Origin of the sequence: Vibrio sp. FF145 (assembly GCF_041439075.1) — a bacterium.
GTDB lineage: Bacteria > Pseudomonadota > Gammaproteobacteria > Enterobacterales > Vibrionaceae > Vibrio > Vibrio tasmaniensis_A.
Window position 1 is genome coordinate 41,610 of sequence record NZ_JBGONH010000002.1, and the last position, 15,765, is coordinate 57,374.

The window sequence follows — 15,765 nt, forward strand, 5'->3', positions numbered from 1 at the left end:
TAATAAGTTGGTTGGTCAAAAAAATGAAACAAGCTGTAGAAATGAAGAAATTTAACTTACCTATTAAAAAGGTAGGTGCCGGAATTACCGTTGCTTTTGTTCTCTTTAGTTCAGTTTATACTGTTAATGAGGGGCACATTGGTATTGTTAAGCGCTTTAGTGAAGCTAAAACACAGGTAAGCCCAGGCTTACACTTCAAAGTACCGTTTATCGACAGCGTTGAAGAAATTGAAGTTCGAACACGCAAGAATGAAGAGAAAATGGCCTCTAGTACAAAGGAGCAGATGCCAGTTACTGTCGTCGTATCCGTTAACTGGACGGTAGATAAATCTGCAGCGTTAGATCTTTTTAGACAGTATGGCGGTCTTCCGCAATTTGAAGCTCGTATTCTTGACCCTAGATTTAGGTCGGCAACCAAGGATGTTATTCCTAAGTATGATGTAGAGCAGTTAATTCAAGATAGAGCGAGTGCTATTCAGGCGATTGAATCCAATTTAATTGAAGAAATGGCCGCGTTTCCAGTAAGCGTAGATAATATACAGATTGAAAATATAGCCCTACCCAAAAAATACCTTACCTCAATCGAAACGAAGCAGACTGAGAAAAACTTAGCAGCTGCCGAGAAACATAAACTGGCTAGACAAAACTTAGAAGCTCAAAGAGCCGTAAATACGGCAAAAGCCGAAGCTGATGGTATTGAGCTTATCGCTATAGCTGAAGCGAAGGCGATTAAATTAAAAGGTTTTGCTGAAGCAGAAGCGATTAATGCAAAGGCCAAAGCTCTTGGGGACAACCCATTAATCATTAAACTGACCGAAGCTCAAAACTGGGACGGAAAGCTGCCAGCAACAATGTTGGGTGGTGAAAATATGCCTATTTTGGACATGAGAGCTAAGTAGCATTAGAGAATTAAAGGTAATCCTAATTCAGAAGGGGTGAGATGTTGCACAGTCAGCATTTACCCCTGAAGCTTGCATAAGCCCAAAGTCACTTTGTTAAGCAAACTGTACGATTAGGTTTGAAGGGCACACCGTGTTGAGGTTTCTCTCAAGGCGAGTGAGGCCAAGGTAAGGTTGTGATAGTGATCTTATCAAGCCGTTAGTCATTTGCTGTTTATTGTCGCCATGTTTACTCTTATTCCACAAATGCCACCAGCCTTGTTCTCGTTGTCTTTCTGCTAAGTGAGTTGGCTCAAGCTTTACACATGCCAAAACCAATATTAAAAATACGGCCGTATGACCTAGTTTATTTAGTGTTCTTGTCCAATATTGTGCATTGTCACACGCTTCAACGCCTATACGCATGAATGGCATATTTACTATTGTAGTCAGTAGGTTAAAGTGGGGTGATGCTTTATGAAGCAGGACTTACTATTTTGGCCTGCGGTATGAGGGCTAAAGTGGTTTTTAGCTAGGTCGATACCATAGAAATAGGTACCGCATAATGTGGCAGAACCTCGAAAGGGGGGATCCATGTCATTCGTAATATGGATTTCAACATCGAGGGTTTTGAATGAAAGCAGTAATCGGAAGTCTAAAGAGGTTTTGGAAACGTTATAAAGAAGAAAACCCAACTATACAGCTTAGCGTTCCATTTGTGGGAGGGTTCGCTGCGAACATTCCTTTAGTTGAAAAAGGGAAGATAAAACGGACTAGAACTGGAATAAATGCTCAAGATAAAATCGGTCTTTTTGTCGAATCCAACACTAATAATTTAGTTAAATTCTATAGTCAATATGAGTTAGAAAAAGAATATAAATTCTGTCGCGCACCATATGCTGAAACCATACCTCTAAGAAAAGGAAATAAAGGCTTTTCTTATGGAAAAAATGTAGATGATTTAGAAGTGTGTTTTATTGACGCGAAATACCAGGTTCCCGACTATTTAAAAGAACATTCAGAAAAAGCAGTAGAACTATTTAAAGCCTTAGGCAAGATAAAAATTGATGAAACATCAGGCGAGTGGCAAAACGATTACTCCATACGTATCACTAATTTTGATGTAACGGAAAACAAAATTCATATCCAACCAGCTACTTACTTTGATCAAGTCGCAACGAATCTAACTTTAGATTGGGCTTCTGGTGTATTAGGGGAAGACCCATTACTAACGATTCGAAATGATTATGAAAAAGCTCATAATGGTCTAATTACTCCTCTAAGATCATCAATACTTTCAAATACTCTAGGCGTGGCTGCTATTGTCGTTAATCCAAATACAAAAGAAGTACTGATACCCATTCGTGGGAATGAACAAGCTATAATGGATAACGGCCTAGGTAAATTCCATTGCTCTGCATCTGGGGTTTTTGCATGGAATGAAAATGATACTATTACGAATACCTTATCATTCGACTTTTTCTGTAAAGGAATAGAAAAGGAAATAAAAAGTGAAATTGGACTTAGACCAGATCAATATAGCCTAATACCGCTTGCGTTTACAAGGGAGCTAGTCCGAGGAGGTAAACCCCAGTTATTTTTTATTGCTGAAACTACATTAGATATTGCTAGTATTCAATCTGAAATGAAAATGGCGGAGGAGAGTTGGGAATTTATTAGTATTGAGAGTGTTGATGAAAGTAATCCACTTTATAAATATATCGAGTTCCCTTTAAATGCCCCCCAAGAGATGTTCACATATGAAGGATGGATGGCCATGAAGATTGCAATGGCATATTTTTATAGAACAGAACCACCTTTCAACGCATGCTAGCTGATATCCACATAAACGAATAAGGATTAAGGCTTCACGCTGGCAACACTAAATCCCTGAGTGTTGAGCAATCCCGGAACCATTGTATTGAGTAAACTGTACGATTAGGCTTGAAGGGCACATTGCTTTGAGGTTTCTCTCAAGGCGAGCGAGGCCAAGGTAAGGTTGTGATAACCAACACAGGCCTCACGCTTATACGCATGAGTGACATATTTGCTATTGTAGTCCGTAATTTAGAGTGGGTTACCGAGTTATGAAGTATGACCTTACTATTTTGGTTTACGGCATGAAGGCTAAAGTGGTTTTTAGCTAATTAGATAGCGCAGAAATAGATACCACATAAATATTGTAGAACCTCGGAAGGGGAAATCCATGTTATTCGTTATATAGAAAGGGAGGTAGAGTGCTAAATCGTATCGCTAAGTTGTTAATGCATTTATTGGCTTCATCTATAACGGCTTTTTTGGCTGGGATTTTGAGTGTAATTCTAACGATGATGGGAGGTTTTCTAATAATTCCTGCTTTTCAAACTTGGTTTATCATGAAGTATCAAAGAGGGAATGTTTTTATATCAAGTATGATTGCGTTTGCCCCTTGGGTTGCCATTCATTTTTATGCAATCAATCAGCCTAATCTCACTCAAGTGGTAATCAATCTAGCATGTCAGTCTGCAATTGCTGGGATTATTTTATACGGACTTAGATATCATGCATATCCGAAAGTTATGGATTATTGGTCAGGTAGATAACTTTGTATAACAAGTATTTAAGAGTGAACCCAATTCGAGTTACCACACTCCTAGTAGTGGGCTAACGTGCTTCAAATTAGAATGTCGCGTGCTCAGGGGCAAGGGTCTTATCCAAGCCCCTGAACAAGAAGACGATAAAAATGCCAATTCTCAGCTGCAGCAGGCTAGGCTCCAGTTTGATTTGAAGTTTCTTTTCCATGATATCCCTTGTGATGCACTAACGATGCGATGAATTAAATGTTTATCAAAGGATATCTATAGTCTTTGTGTTTCATTTCTTTTTTCAGTGCCTTATGTAGCAAGAAATGTCTGGTTTGTTTGTTCCTCAACTTTATCTGATTCAAAATCTTGCTGTTTGATCAAGCTAATGGCGAGACTTATTGGCATTGGTTTATAGAAGTAGAAGCCTTGGATGTAGTCGACGCCTAGTTTCGACAAGATCTTCAGTTGCGACTCGTACTCAACGCCTTCAACTATGACTTGCATGCCTAAGGTGCGTGATAGCTGAAGCATGGATTCTAATAGTGGGATACCAAAACTGGATTCGTCGGATATGTTTTTCACGAACACGCGATCAATCTTGAGAATACTGAACGGAAATTGCCTTACAAAGTCTAATCCTGCGTAGCCAGTACCAAAGTCATCTATGGCAATTCTCACACCAAGATCAGATAGCTTTTGCAAGTTGTCCTTAATTTTGACCATATCGGCATCAGAACACTCACCATCCTCTGTCACCTCGAAAACCACTTGTTTGAGAATCTCAGGGTGTCTTTTAAAGATGCTAATCACTTTATTAGTGAAGTTACTGTTGGATACAACGTTTCGGCTGATGTTGACGCTGATGTACTTTGATGCAAACACCTCTTGATTACTTTTCAATGTCGTTAACACTTCATGCAGCACGAAATAGGTCAGCTTCTCAATCAAGCCTAAACTTTCAGCCAATGGAATGAAGATAGCAGGGGAGACGTTACCTTCAATTGGATCGTTCCATCTCAATAATGACTCACAGCCTACGATTTTATTGGTGCTTTGGTTAACGATAGGTTGCATGTGAACATGTAGGTGTTTGTTTTTCAGAGCACTGGATAGCGAATATTCTAAGCTACGTTGGCTCTGTTTTTTATGCTTGAGGGAAAGGCGAATAATGGTCGTAATTCCGGCCATAAGAAAGCCGAACCATAAGTGACTCAGCATGAAGTTAATATAATACTGATAACCAATGTATGAGGTGACGGTGAATGGGTAGATGTCTGACTGTATCCGTACTGTCGCGTTGTATGAGCCGAGGTCGGTAGGGTGAATGTCTCTTTTGATCACCTCAACTTTAGAGTTAATGCCCTGGCTATTCAAATTAGCTTCTACAAGCTCAAAGATGAAGTGCGGAGGAATCATCAGGCTCACTCCTGAGCCTTCCTTAGTCGAGAATATCAGCATGATTGATCGAACTTGAGTGATGGCCGAGTTTGAGTACGATAAGGTCGTTAAATTCGGGGCGTCATTGAGTCGCTGCCTGATGGTGTTGTATAGGCGAAATGAAACTTCACCCTCGGTGGTTGAACAGTAAAATCGGTTCTCTTTGTCGAACACCGCGGCTTCTTTCACCCAATCAGCTTCAAAAACGTTTTGTCGAAGTTGTCTAACAATCGTGTCGCAAGGCTGATCTGGGGTAATTTCAGATAAAAAACGGTCGAACCTTGATTGAATCCCTTCTAACCTCGTTTCTACTAACCTTGATGTGTCTTCGGTTAACGTTTGGTAATGAGAAGGTGTCAAAGGAATGAGCAATGCCATGAAAAAAAAGAAAGAAATGGCAAAGAAGAACGAAGTTTTGGCAAAATGGTGGTACTTGATATCCATATTAAGAGAAGCGTGACCGATTGGTGTGTGCATGCAACTTAATTTATAAATTTAGCGATAATAACGCAAGCTTATGCATAAATAGTGTGAACAAAAGTCTGAGTTATTGATATAAATAGCGTAACGCATGGTCGCACTATAGAAATCAGGATGTTAGATATGCTTCCAAGGTTGAGTGTGTCGTTTTTTTGTTCAGTACTTTTGCGTTTTTTGATGAAGCGGATTGTTGCCGGTTTTTTATCATCAAGTTGAAAACTGTAATTTTTGAAATAATGCGAGTGAGTGGATTTGAGCGTAATGATAAAAAATATGATTTGGATGTTGGTGCGTGTGTTTATCGCGTTTCTGATGATTGCTCCTACCTACGCGATCTTTATCTTGTCTAATTCCGCAACACCTCGTCTTTTTGAGACCAAACCAGAAGTGTTAGCTTGGCTTTCGTGCTTTCTTCTTGTGATTGGTTATGTACTGATTAGGTTTTCTAGAATGAGGTATGTGGGAAAACTATTATCGCTTGGTGTATTGGGGGCGGTAGTGTTAATCATGTATGTCGATGAGCGTTATCGGATTTTTGAAGTCAGTGTTCACGCATGGAGCTTATTTTTAGCCGCTCTGTATTTGATTATGCTTTTGTATTTCATTTTCCCGGTTAAGCAACTTAAGCCGCTACTGAGTTTAGTGCCTGTCGCAGGCGTGTCGTGGTTTTTAGTCTGGGCTTTCGTGGGCCCAATAAGCTTAACGTATGAGTTGATTAGCAGTAAAACAACAATTTCAATTGTGAACTATCAAAAGGTAGTCGACTTGCTACCTGAGTTGTACCTAGATGGTTTCCAGTCAGGTTTGTTTTCAATGCTTCTTGTTATTTGGTTGTATGCTTTTGTGGTTTTTGGACATAATCCTAAACGCAGTTATCAGAAACTGGCCACCTATTTAGCAAAGAGCCGCTAAGAAGATGAGTGAAACGCAATAGAATCGAAAAGGGCAAGGTTAGTTAACCTTGCCCTTTGTTGTTTGGGTCTGTTTCTTCAATCTGTTGTTTAGAACAGTTGCTTAGATTTGTAGAAAGGAGCCCTAAATCGCTTTGACGCTGCTTCGTTCAACTAACGTTGGCTCTAACTCAACAACTTGCGGATACGCATCTGGTGTTTTGAGTCGGTTCAAGAGAGTATCTACCGCCGCTTTACCTAAACGGTGCTTTGGCTGGTGGATAGTGCTCAAAGCTGGGGTCATGTACTTTGACAAGTGGATGTCATCGTAGCCAATGATCGAAAGATCGTTTGGAATCGACGTGCCATCTTGTGCGGCAGCGTGAATCACACCCATTGCCATCATGTCATTACTCACGAAGATTGCTGACGGCATTACGCCTCGGGTTTTTAGTGTTTGGTAAGAGTCAAAACCGCCGTCGCATTCGAAGTTGGATTCAACAATCCACTTAGGGTTGATCTCTAGCTTTGCTTCTTCCATCGCTTGCTTGAAGCCTTGATAACGAGAAGAGGCTTGATTGCGGTGAAGTGGGCCGGTGATACAACCAATCTGAGAGTGGCCGTTGTCTATCAAATGCTTGGTCGCCATGTAGCCACCTTGGTGCGAGTTGTCTTGGATCTTATCACTCGCGAACAGCATTGGGCCCCAGTCCATGACCACAACAGGTAGTTCTGGGTAGCGTTCAAATACGTCAATATGCTGCCCTTCAAGGGTTGAACACATCAACATCAAGCCATCGACTCTCTTTTGCAACAAGGTATCGATAGATGACTTCATACGGTCGCTGTCGCCTTCGGTGTTACACAAGATAAGGTTGTAGCCTTTCTCATAACAACGACGTTCAACACCTTTTACTACTTCGCCAAAGAATGGGTTTGTAGAGGTAGTAACCAGCATGCCTAAGGTTTTGGTTTGCTTCATTTTCAAGCTGCGAGCCAATGCAGACGGCGCGTAGTTGAGCTCTTTAGCCGCACTGTTAACACGCTCAGCGATCTCTTCACTGACAAAACGTGACTTGTTGATCACATGGCTGACGGTTGAAGTAGAAACCTTTGCTAGCCGAGCGACGTCTTTCATTGTTGCCATAAAAAATCCTTGTGGGAGTAACTTGCCACGTTGCGCGATATTCTGCCTGAATACAGGGGCTTATGCTTGTTATTTGTTGTTACCGAATTTGAAGGCTCACATCCGTTAACTACGGTTTAGCTCAGGAGTTAAGCCTTCAAATGGGTCTAAAGTTAGGCAGATAATTGCTCTGATAAAAACGCATCGGTTTCAGAACGGTTCGGAATCGACGTTTGAGCACCAAAACGAGTTACGGAAATAGCAGCAGCGGCATGAGCAAACTTAATCGCGCGCTCAAGTGGCATGTCTTCAAGCAAGCCTGTCACCAATGCGCCGTTGAAGGTATCACCAGCAGCGGTTGTGTCTGTCGCTTCAACGCGAAACCCTGCAATGAGCTCACCTTTGTCGTTTTTACTTACCCAAACGCCCTTCGCGCCAAGTGTGATCATCACAGTCTCGATGCCTTTTGCGTGCAAAGCTAAAGCTGCCTGATGAGCGGATGCGCTGTCAGTAACGGTAATGCCTGTCAAAACTTCTGCTTCGGTTTCGTTGGGTGTAATCACATCAACGCAAGCAAGCAATGAATCCGATAATGGACGAGCAGGTGCCGGGTTTAGAATCACTTGAGTGCCACTCTCTTTTGCTACTTTTGCTGCGTATTCAATGCCTTCAATTGGCGTTTCAAGCTGAGTCAGCAGGTATTTAGCGCCGCGAATCTTCTCTAGGTGAGGTTCGATTTGGTCGCAAGTCAGCTTGTTGTTGGCTTCAGCAGAAAGACAAATGCTGTTTTCACCTGTTGCTGATACTTGGATCATCGCGATGCCTGTCGGCGTGTTGTCTGCAACGATAACACCATCGATGTTGATGCCATCTTTAGCAAAATCTTGACGAATATTGATGCCGAATGGGTCGTCACCGACACAGGCGATAAAGCCGATATCTGCGTTTAATCGCGCTGCAGCTACCGCTTGGTTTGCGCCTTTGCCGCCAGGGATGACCTGATAGTTGCCGCCAATCAAGGTTTCACCCGGACGAGGGAAAGAAGGAACTTGCAGTACGTGGTCAGCGTTAACGCTACCTAAAACAATCAGTTGAGTCATGATACGAGCCTTATGATATATCGTATTTGAAAATGCATGGGTCTTTCTCATTACGTAAATTGCTCGCCTTGTTAGACGGCTTATGAGAAACAGCGATGCACTGTCGGTTTTTTTGTTTTTTCTTGAGTCAGCAAGTCAGCAAGTTAGTGAGCTAATGAGCAGGGAGATAGGGGACTCCCTGCTTAATTAGATTTCAGCGTTAAACTGAATTACTTAGTAACAAACAAGCTTACTTAGCGATGATTTTTAGAGCTACTGGTACGTACTCGTCTACTGTCTCGCCTTTCAGTACTTTGTCTGCTATTTCAATACCTAAAGAACCGATTAGGTCAGGCTGTTGTGCAACCGTTGCGCCTAGTAGGCCGCGGTTAACAGCAGCGATACCGTCTTCAGTGCCATCAAAGCCAACGATCATCACTTCTTTACCTGAAGCTTGAACGGCGCGAAGAGCACCTAGTGCCATTTCATCGTTTTGAGCGAATACCGCTTGTACATCTGGGTTAGCAGCAAGCAAGTTTTCCATTACGTTCAGACCTTTAGTACGGTCGAAATCAGCAGGTTGGCTTGCAAGAAGCTCAAGGTCGCTGCCGTTTACTGCGTTCATGAAGCCTTCGCCACGTTCACGAGCAGCCGATGTACCCGCGATACCTTCAAGTTGGATTACTTTCGCTTTCTCGCCCACTTTTTCCATGATGTAGTGACCCGCCATTTCACCGCCAATTACGTTATCAGAAGCAATGTGGCTCACTACGTCACCACGGCTTGCACCACGGTCTAGTGTCAGTACTGGGATGTTTGAACGGTTAGCAATACGAATCGCATTAGACACAGCGTCTGAATCCGTTGGGTTAATCAGGATTGCCTTAACACCACGAATGGTTAGATCTTCAATGTTCGAAAGCTCTTTGCTTGGATCGTTTTGAGAATCAAGAACGATAAGCTTGTAGCCTAGCTCTTCTGCTTTCGCTTCTGCGCCATCTTTCATGGTTACAAAGAATGGGTTATTCAGTGTAGACAGAACGATTGCCATTGTATCTTGCGCCTGTGCAGACACAGATACTGTTGTAGAAAGAAGGGCAGCAGAAATAAGAGTCGCTAATTTTTTCATGGTGTAAGTCCTTTATGTAGGGTGAGCTAGGTTGGATAACCCTAGCTCGTTGTTACATTATTTATAGATTTAATGTTTATAGGTTTGTTACTGATAGATATTTCAATTAAAGGTGCTTTTCTATGGGTTTTCTATAGATAAAGCAGGGTGTTGCATTGACTCAAACTAGAGTCTTATTTGTTTTTGTTGTCGACCAATACTGCCAGAAGAATAACCACTGCTTTTGCAATCATCTGGTAGTAAGAAGATACGTCTAATAGGTTTAGGGCGTTGTTTAGGAAGCCGATAATCAGTGCACCTATCAATGTACCCATAATGCGACCACGACCGCCCGCTAAGCTTGTGCCGCCAAGAACCACGGCTGCGATGGCGTCTAATTCATAACCCATACCTGCGGTAGGTTGAGCAGATGACAAACGCGATGCCACGATGATGCCAGCCACTGCAGCTAGCAGGCCACAGATTGCGTAAACGCCGATTTTCACTTTGTCTACGTCGATGCCTGATAGGCGAGTTGCTGATTCGTTGCCACCCAGTGCGTAAACGTAACGACCAAAGCGTGTGTGGTTTAATAGGTACCATACTGCTGCGAACACCACGACCATGATCCATACTGGAACTGGGATGCCCATTGCGTAGCCTGTACCGAACCAAGCGAATGCGTCTGCTGTGTCTGTAAAGCCTGTTGAGATAGGGCGACCGTCGGTGTAAACCATGGTTACGCCGCGAAGTAGTGTCATGGTTACAAGCGTTGCGATGAAGGCTTGGACTTTACCCTTAGCGATAATCACACCACTAATAGCACCTAATGCTGCACCAGCTACTAGAGCGGTTGGCACTGCGATCATCACAGGGATTTCCATGCCAATCATGCTGGCTGCGAATGCACCACAAAGCGCAAGTACAGAGCCGACACTCAAGTCGATACCCGCGGTTAAAATAACCAGTGTCATACCGACTGCGATAATCGCGTTAACTGAGGTTTGACGCAGGATATTCAGAATGTTGTCGACAGTAAAAAAGTTTGGGTTTAGGAAAGAAACGACAACAATCAGGAAGATCAAAGCAATCAATGACTTTTGATCAATCAGCCACTCTTTGCTGATTAATGGTTTTTTCTTTGGCGCTTCAGTTTCAGTTGTTTTGCTCATGGTTTTAGTACTCATGCTGCGTCCTCGTTGATCTTTTTACCGACCGCACACGCCAGTAATAATTCTTGGTTTGCTTCTTTAGCATCAAATTCACCGCTTACACGGCCTTCATGCATCACCATGATGCGGTCACTCATTCCTAACACTTCTGGCATTTCAGATGAGACCAAAATAATGCTCATGCCGTCGGCTTTAAATTTATTAATGAGTTGGTAAATCTCTTTCTTAGCACCGACATCGACACCACGCGTTGGCTCATCGAGAATCAATACTTTTGGTTTTGTCATCAAGCCTTTAGCGATAGCCACTTTCTGTTGGTTACCACCAGAAAGGTTGCCAATGATTTGCTCGCGAGTCGGGGTTTTGATGTTGAAGAGCTTGATGAAGTCATCCACGGCGATCACTTCGTCTTTATGTTGGATTTGACCGCTCTTTGTCAGTAGGTCAAGTGAACATAAAGACATATTCTCTTTCACTGAAAGCCCTAGAACTAAGCCATCGCCTTTACGGTCTTCAGAGATGTAAGCAATGCCATTCGCCAAGCCATCTTTCGGGCTTACCGGGTTGATGGTTTTGTTTTCTAGGTTGATGACGCCGCGTTCACTTGGAAGGGCACCGTAAATCACTTTCATCAGTTCGGTACGACCTGCACCCATTAGGCCAGATACACCAAGAATCTCGCCGCGCTTTAGAGTAAAGCTCACGTCATGAACACCAGAACCTGTCAGGCCAATCACTTCAAGGCAGGTTTCACCGTGGCTCTGTCCGATACGTGGATATTGCTCGTCCAGTTTACGGCCAACCATCATCTCGATTAGGCCATCTTCGTCGGTGTCTTTTACTTCACATTGTCCAATGAACTTACCGTCACGAAGCACGGTGATGTCATCACAAATCTCAAAGATCTCTTTCAAACGGTGAGAGATGTAAACAATGCCACAGCCTTCATCACGTAGTTCGTTAATTACTTTAAATAGAGACTCAGTTTCGGTATCGGTTAGTGCATCCGTTGGCTCATCCATGATGATGACCTTAGATTCAAACGATAGGGCTTTCGCTATCTCTACCATTTGCTGCTCACCAAGGCTTAGCTGACCTAAAGGAGTTTTTGAACTGTGTTTTACGTTAAGGCGTTTAAGTAGCTTGTCCGCTTCTTGGTACATTTCGTTCCACAAGATACGTCCCATGGTGCCTGTGATTTCACGACCTAAGAAGATGTTCTCGGCGATGGTTAGCTCAGGAATTAGGTTCAACTCTTGGTGAATGATGCTAATGCCGGCTTGTTGTGAATCACGTGGTCCTTTAAATGCTGCGGGTTTACCTTGGTATGCGATAGTGCCGCCGTCCAAGTGGTAAATGCCGGTAAGCACTTTCATCAACGTTGATTTACCTGCACCGTTTTCCCCCATTAACGCCATTACGCGCCCTGGGTAAACGTTGAGGCTCGCCTTATCTAATGCTTTAACACCTGGGAAGGCTTTCTCAATTGAGCTAAGTTCTAAAATGGCTTGAGTCATGTCGGTTCCTTTACTCGGGGCCAGTTGTATTTGATTGTTTTGGTTCAGTGATGACACTGAGCTGTCGTTGCGCTTAGGTTCAAACGCTGAGCTTGAGCTAAAACGTTACGCCAGCTTGGAAAATAACATTTGCGTATGGCGTGCATTCGCCAGTGCGAATAACCGCGCGGCTGTCATGCGTTCGCTCTTTGAATTCTTCATGAGTGATGTAAGTAATCGAAAGCGATTTGCCGCAACGCGCTTCTTCTGTCTTAACTAAATCAATCAGTGCAGCGTGATGGTCTGGGCTTACTTTCGCAAACTCTTCTGCAATCACAACGCCTTCAATCTGAGATTCATCCAGCATGGTTTTTACCGTTTGCTGAAAGCTCGGAACACCATGAGTTAAGGCAAGATCAATACGAGTTACGTGATCTGGAATCGGCAAGCCCGCGTCACAAATCGTGATTTCATCTGTGTGGCCAAGAGTCGCCACTAAATAAGAGAGTTCAGAATTAATTAGAGTACTTTTTTTCATATCACGACCTATCGAAAAATAACGTTTAATGGGTTGAGAACAACTCAAGAAAAACCATCGAAACGTTTCGATAGTGATAATAGTGTCTGATTTATCATTTGCACTCTTCACTTTCCTAGAGTGTGATAACGATCATCGAAACGTTTCGATGGGGCGTTTTTTAGTGATCTTAATCAACGCCATTGATTGCATAAATACGTTCACAATGGAGATATAAAGAGTGCGCTACGGCTTGTTGCTCATACAGTTTTGACACAATGTAGTGTCGCTTAAATTTAATTAAGTGGGGTCAACCGACAAAATGTAGCCAAACTTGGTGATTGTGGTTATCTGAATGTCTGGTGTTCTTAAGCGCGTAAAAACATTACGCAGATTATAGATGACGTTAGCAAGTATGTGAGGAGAGGTGAGTTCCCCTTCCCAGCACATATCAATAATATCTTCCCTAGAAACGGGGTCCCCTAGATTTTCTGTTAGTAAACAGAGCACCGAAAGTAGGTGAGGGCGTAAAGTAATTTTATTCCCCTGTTCATTAGTAATCGTTCGAGAGTCAGTATCAATGATTAAGCCGTTAAGCTCTATTGTGTGGTTCATCGTGTTTCTATTCGTCTTATTCTGAATGGTTGAGATTGAGTTAAGTCGCAAGCTACTAAAGCGTGTGGATTATGCAAAATCACGCCACTCTTGAAAGTAAGCTTGCGTAAGTGCGAGGTGGAAAAACCTAAAAACCGGATGATTTGGAAGGGAATAGATTGTTCAAACAAACGTTAGGTGTTTTTTTATTTCTTTTTTATTCAGGCTCTTATGGTGTTTTAACTAATTCTGTTGTCTGGGGTTATAAAGTGATTACATTTTTATTTATTTTTTTGTTTTCTGTGAGCCTATCATGTTCGCGAATTCGACGGGGTGTCGGGTAACTCTAACAAGATTGTGCAGCACAGGAAGGCGTAACAATCTTGATTTGCATTAAGTAAGGTCAAGTAGTAATGGGCAATAAATTAATTCTAAGCATCGCAATGATGTCAGCATTTGCAGCAAACAATGTAATGGCAGCGGACAGTGGTTTGTATCTAGGTGGTGCCATTGGTACTTCTGGCGTCGATGATGGTGGACTATTTTCATCAATTAAAGAGCCAGTGACGTTTGAAGCAGAAGACAATGCTTACCGTATCATTGCTGGCTATAAGTTTAACCGTATTGTATCACTTGAGCTTCAGTACACGGATTATGGTGATGTGGTTGCTAAATATCCTTTAAGAAGCAACGCTGGCTTTACATGGACTCCTCAAGTCTTTTCGATTGCTGCAAACCTTGGTTATACGTTTGATAATGGCGTTCGCCCATTTGGTACAATTGGCTTATCTTCAATCGATCTCGATATGAAGTATGCAGACGGTTCACGTCCTTCAAGTTCTGATTTCGATGATTCAGGTGCAGGTGTACGAGTTGGTTTTGGCGTTGAGTACACCCCAGAAAAGCTATCTGAGTTAAGCCTGAGACTTGGTTATGAAGCCGATGCATTTACAGTAGAAGTTGACGAGGGCAACTCTTGGAACCGAAAAAAGGTAGAGAAAGATATCGTATTGGCTTCATTCTATCTTGGCGCAATGTACACATTCTAAGTTTCACACTTTGCTAAACGGTAAATCGGTTTCTAAATGGGGCGTCGGTTGGCTCAACCCGTTTGGCTAAAGTGGAAGGCCGCAGTTTTTGACTGCGGTTTTTTTCATGTTCAACTCAGGTAAGTCTCGCTTGAAGATGTAATCGAATAGCTAGGCTTCACGGATATGAGCGGTGACAGCAACGATGGCATGGTCAGTACTGAATTGGTCGTGTTCAAAGCTGGGATTGATGAGGTGATGGTCGAGCACTGTGTAGCGAGAGATCTCCATCAAGCTCGATGAGTTCTGACAATCGAACTCATTGGACATCAAAATGTAGTCCAGTACAGATCCAGACGCACCGTAGTAGTGCGTTGGTTTGCGTTGTTCGAGCAAATCTTGTTCATGCAATTGATGATAAATATCCCAGCTGTCTTTTAACCGGAAGTGGGAAAGCCAATGCTTGCTGTTTTCGTCTCTGTTTATTGAATAACTTAATAGCCCTTTAAACTCGTCGTTGAATAGAGGCTTATTAAAGTCACCCATTAACACAACAGGCTGATCGGTTTGGTAACGATGATTGGTGATGTATTGATGCAGCATCTGAGCTTCAAGGCCGCGCTGAACGCTAGATAACCAAGAGCCAAGTTGTTCTTGGTGGAAGCGAGTGAGCGTGTCACTTTGTGGTTTTTCACCTTGCTGAGCGTTATCCACATCGATAGATTCAATTCTTGGTTCCGTCGGACGTTGCGATTTGAAATGCACAACATAACAGTCGGTTGAACCTAAATGGGGTAACGTAATGGTGGCGTGAACAGGTGTTCGGTTGAATGAGAATTTGTCGCCAAGGTTGAAGGCTGAAAGTAGCTCTGAATCAGGCGTAACAGGCTGCACGTTTTCAATCGGGTAGCGGGATGCGATACCAACGACAGGTGAGGTGTATAGGTAATCATCTTCAACGTGTGCGCTATCGACCACAGCAAAGTATGGATAACCTAGCTTGTTCATCAATTGCTCTAAAGACTTCGGGCTAAATATCTCTTGAAAGCCAATCACATCACAATCTAATGAACGAATCGCTTCAGCCATCCAATGTTGCTTCTTCTGCCATTCTTCGAAGCTGTAGATGTTCTCAAAATCATAATACGCATTCGGCGGTTCGAGATAGTTCAGCAGGTTGAACGTTGCAAATGTTATGTGGTTTGGTTTGTTCAAAGTGTCATTCCATTTAGACCTAAGCAGCAAGGATACTCCAGTAAAGTATAGTTTGTTGATTATTTAGAACCTAAATTTCACTTTCAAAGCGAATCAAAGGGAATCTAAACCGTGGAGGCTTATGTCATTCTCGCTAGAGCAATCTCCTTCCCCCGTTCTTTCCAGCGCCACCAAGCTAATT

At 42.8% G+C, this 15,765-nt stretch carries 15 protein-coding genes and 2 pseudogenes; 5 read left to right on the forward strand and 12 right to left on the reverse strand.

Features of this window, described 5'->3' with window-relative positions:
• Positions 1–23 precede the first annotated feature (23 nt).
• On the forward strand, positions 24–899 hold the full coding sequence (locus tag ACED42_RS01230) for a prohibitin family protein (protein ID WP_371701070.1): 876 nt from the start codon (positions 24–26) through the stop codon (positions 897–899).
• Between the two features lie 330 nt (positions 900–1,229).
• Here ACED42_RS01230 and ACED42_RS01235 read toward each other — a convergent pair.
• A pseudogene (locus ACED42_RS01235) lies at positions 1,230–1,474 on the reverse strand (hypothetical protein); the annotation flags it as partial.
• 38 nt (positions 1,475–1,512) lie between these two features.
• Here ACED42_RS01235 and ACED42_RS01240 point away from each other — a divergent pair.
• The gene (locus ACED42_RS01240) at positions 1,513–2,712 is read left to right on the forward strand and encodes a hypothetical protein (protein WP_102249207.1); all 1,200 of its coding nucleotides are present in this window, start codon (positions 1,513–1,515) and stop codon (positions 2,710–2,712) included.
• A 187-nt stretch (positions 2,713–2,899) separates the two neighbouring features.
• Here ACED42_RS01240 and ACED42_RS01245 read toward each other — a convergent pair.
• Positions 2,900–3,046: pseudogene (locus tag ACED42_RS01245) on the reverse strand (IS110 family transposase); the annotation flags it as partial.
• 69 nt (positions 3,047–3,115) lie between these two features.
• Here ACED42_RS01245 and ACED42_RS01250 point away from each other — a divergent pair.
• The gene (locus ACED42_RS01250; RefSeq protein ID WP_241909248.1) at positions 3,116–3,460 is read left to right on the forward strand and encodes a hypothetical protein; all 345 of its coding nucleotides are present in this window, start codon (positions 3,116–3,118) and stop codon (positions 3,458–3,460) included.
• A gap of 76 nt (positions 3,461–3,536) precedes the next feature.
• On the opposite strand, the gene ACED42_RS01255 is transcribed toward ACED42_RS01250, so the two are convergent.
• Positions 3,537–3,659, reverse strand: coding sequence for a hypothetical protein (locus tag ACED42_RS01255; protein ID WP_371701156.1), 123 nt, complete (start codon positions 3,657–3,659; stop codon positions 3,537–3,539).
• Between the two features lie 92 nt (positions 3,660–3,751).
• The gene (locus tag ACED42_RS01260) at positions 3,752–5,323 is read right to left on the reverse strand and encodes a cyclic diguanylate phosphodiesterase (RefSeq protein ID WP_371701154.1); all 1,572 of its coding nucleotides are present in this window, start codon (positions 5,321–5,323) and stop codon (positions 3,752–3,754) included.
• A gap of 297 nt (positions 5,324–5,620) precedes the next feature.
• Here ACED42_RS01260 and ACED42_RS01265 point away from each other — a divergent pair, with 297 nt between their 5' ends.
• On the forward strand, positions 5,621–6,271 hold the full coding sequence (locus ACED42_RS01265) for a hypothetical protein (protein WP_371701072.1): 651 nt from the start codon (positions 5,621–5,623) through the stop codon (positions 6,269–6,271).
• 123 nt (positions 6,272–6,394) lie between these two features.
• On the opposite strand, the gene ACED42_RS01270 is transcribed toward ACED42_RS01265, so the two are convergent.
• From ACED42_RS01270 to ACED42_RS01300, 7 genes are all read right to left on the reverse strand, one after another.
• Positions 6,395–7,396 (reverse strand): substrate-binding domain-containing protein, encoded by a 1,002-nt coding sequence (locus ACED42_RS01270; RefSeq protein ID WP_012600807.1) that lies wholly within the window; start codon positions 7,394–7,396, stop codon positions 6,395–6,397.
• 152 nt (positions 7,397–7,548) lie between these two features.
• Positions 7,549–8,475 carry a ribokinase gene (gene rbsK / locus ACED42_RS01275; RefSeq protein WP_017102568.1) on the reverse strand — a complete coding sequence of 309 codons (927 nt, stop codon included), beginning with the start codon at positions 8,473–8,475 and terminating at the stop codon, positions 7,549–7,551.
• Between the two features lie 229 nt (positions 8,476–8,704).
• Positions 8,705–9,583 carry a ribose ABC transporter substrate-binding protein RbsB gene (gene rbsB / locus ACED42_RS01280; protein ID WP_012600805.1) on the reverse strand — a complete coding sequence of 293 codons (879 nt, stop codon included), beginning with the start codon at positions 9,581–9,583 and terminating at the stop codon, positions 8,705–8,707.
• A 173-nt stretch (positions 9,584–9,756) separates the two neighbouring features.
• Complete coding sequence (gene rbsC / locus ACED42_RS01285) at positions 9,757–10,749, reverse strand: ribose ABC transporter permease (protein WP_009844905.1); 993 nt, start codon at positions 10,747–10,749, stop codon at positions 9,757–9,759.
• Positions 10,746–12,251, reverse strand: coding sequence for a ribose ABC transporter ATP-binding protein RbsA (gene rbsA, locus ACED42_RS01290; RefSeq protein ID WP_009844906.1), 1,506 nt, complete (start codon positions 12,249–12,251; stop codon positions 10,746–10,748). Before rbsA ends, rbsC begins: the two co-directional genes overlap by 4 nt.
• Positions 12,252–12,348: 97 nt before the next feature.
• The gene (gene rbsD, locus ACED42_RS01295) at positions 12,349–12,768 is read right to left on the reverse strand and encodes a D-ribose pyranase (RefSeq protein ID WP_009844907.1); all 420 of its coding nucleotides are present in this window, start codon (positions 12,766–12,768) and stop codon (positions 12,349–12,351) included.
• A gap of 279 nt (positions 12,769–13,047) precedes the next feature.
• A complete protein-coding gene (locus tag ACED42_RS01300) occupies positions 13,048–13,362 on the reverse strand; it encodes a winged helix-turn-helix domain-containing protein (RefSeq protein WP_009844908.1) in 315 nt (104 codons plus the stop codon).
• 392 nt (positions 13,363–13,754) lie between these two features.
• Between ACED42_RS01300 and ACED42_RS01305 the strand changes: the two genes are divergently transcribed.
• Positions 13,755–14,390, forward strand: a complete 636-nt coding sequence (locus tag ACED42_RS01305; RefSeq protein ID WP_009844909.1) for a porin family protein — start codon at positions 13,755–13,757, stop codon at positions 14,388–14,390.
• 150 nt (positions 14,391–14,540) lie between these two features.
• Here the strand turns inward: ACED42_RS01305 and ACED42_RS01310 are convergent, their stop codons facing one another.
• A complete protein-coding gene (locus ACED42_RS01310; RefSeq protein ID WP_017102572.1) occupies positions 14,541–15,584 on the reverse strand; it encodes an endonuclease/exonuclease/phosphatase family protein in 1,044 nt (347 codons plus the stop codon).
• Positions 15,585–15,765: the final 181 nt, after the last annotated feature.

Coding starts and splice junctions, on each gene's coding strand:
- ACED42_RS01255 (WP_371701156.1), bottom strand. CDS start 3,659: ATGGAAAAGAAACTTCAAATCAAACTGGAGCCTAGCCTGCTGCAGCTG.
- ACED42_RS01300 (WP_009844908.1), bottom strand. CDS start 13,362: ATGAACCACACAATAGAGCTTAACGGCTTAATCATTGATACTGACTCT.
- ACED42_RS01260 (WP_371701154.1), bottom strand. CDS start 5,323: ATGGATATCAAGTACCACCATTTTGCCAAAACTTCGTTCTTCTTTGCC.
- rbsB (WP_012600805.1), bottom strand. CDS start 9,583: ATGAAAAAATTAGCGACTCTTATTTCTGCTGCCCTTCTTTCTACAACA.
- rbsC (WP_009844905.1), bottom strand. CDS start 10,749: ATGAGTACTAAAACCATGAGCAAAACAACTGAAACTGAAGCGCCAAAG.
- rbsD (WP_009844907.1), bottom strand. CDS start 12,768: ATGAAAAAAAGTACTCTAATTAATTCTGAACTCTCTTATTTAGTGGCG.
- ACED42_RS01230 (WP_371701070.1), top strand. CDS start 24: ATGAAACAAGCTGTAGAAATGAAGAAATTTAACTTACCTATTAAAAAG.
- ACED42_RS01305 (WP_009844909.1), top strand. CDS start 13,755: ATGGGCAATAAATTAATTCTAAGCATCGCAATGATGTCAGCATTTGCA.
- ACED42_RS01265 (WP_371701072.1), top strand. CDS start 5,621: ATGATAAAAAATATGATTTGGATGTTGGTGCGTGTGTTTATCGCGTTT.
- ACED42_RS01240 (WP_102249207.1), top strand. CDS start 1,513: ATGAAAGCAGTAATCGGAAGTCTAAAGAGGTTTTGGAAACGTTATAAA.
- rbsK (WP_017102568.1), bottom strand. CDS start 8,475: ATGACTCAACTGATTGTTTTAGGTAGCGTTAACGCTGACCACGTACTG.
- ACED42_RS01270 (WP_012600807.1), bottom strand. CDS start 7,396: ATGGCAACAATGAAAGACGTCGCTCGGCTAGCAAAGGTTTCTACTTCA.
- rbsA (WP_009844906.1), bottom strand. CDS start 12,251: ATGACTCAAGCCATTTTAGAACTTAGCTCAATTGAGAAAGCCTTCCCA.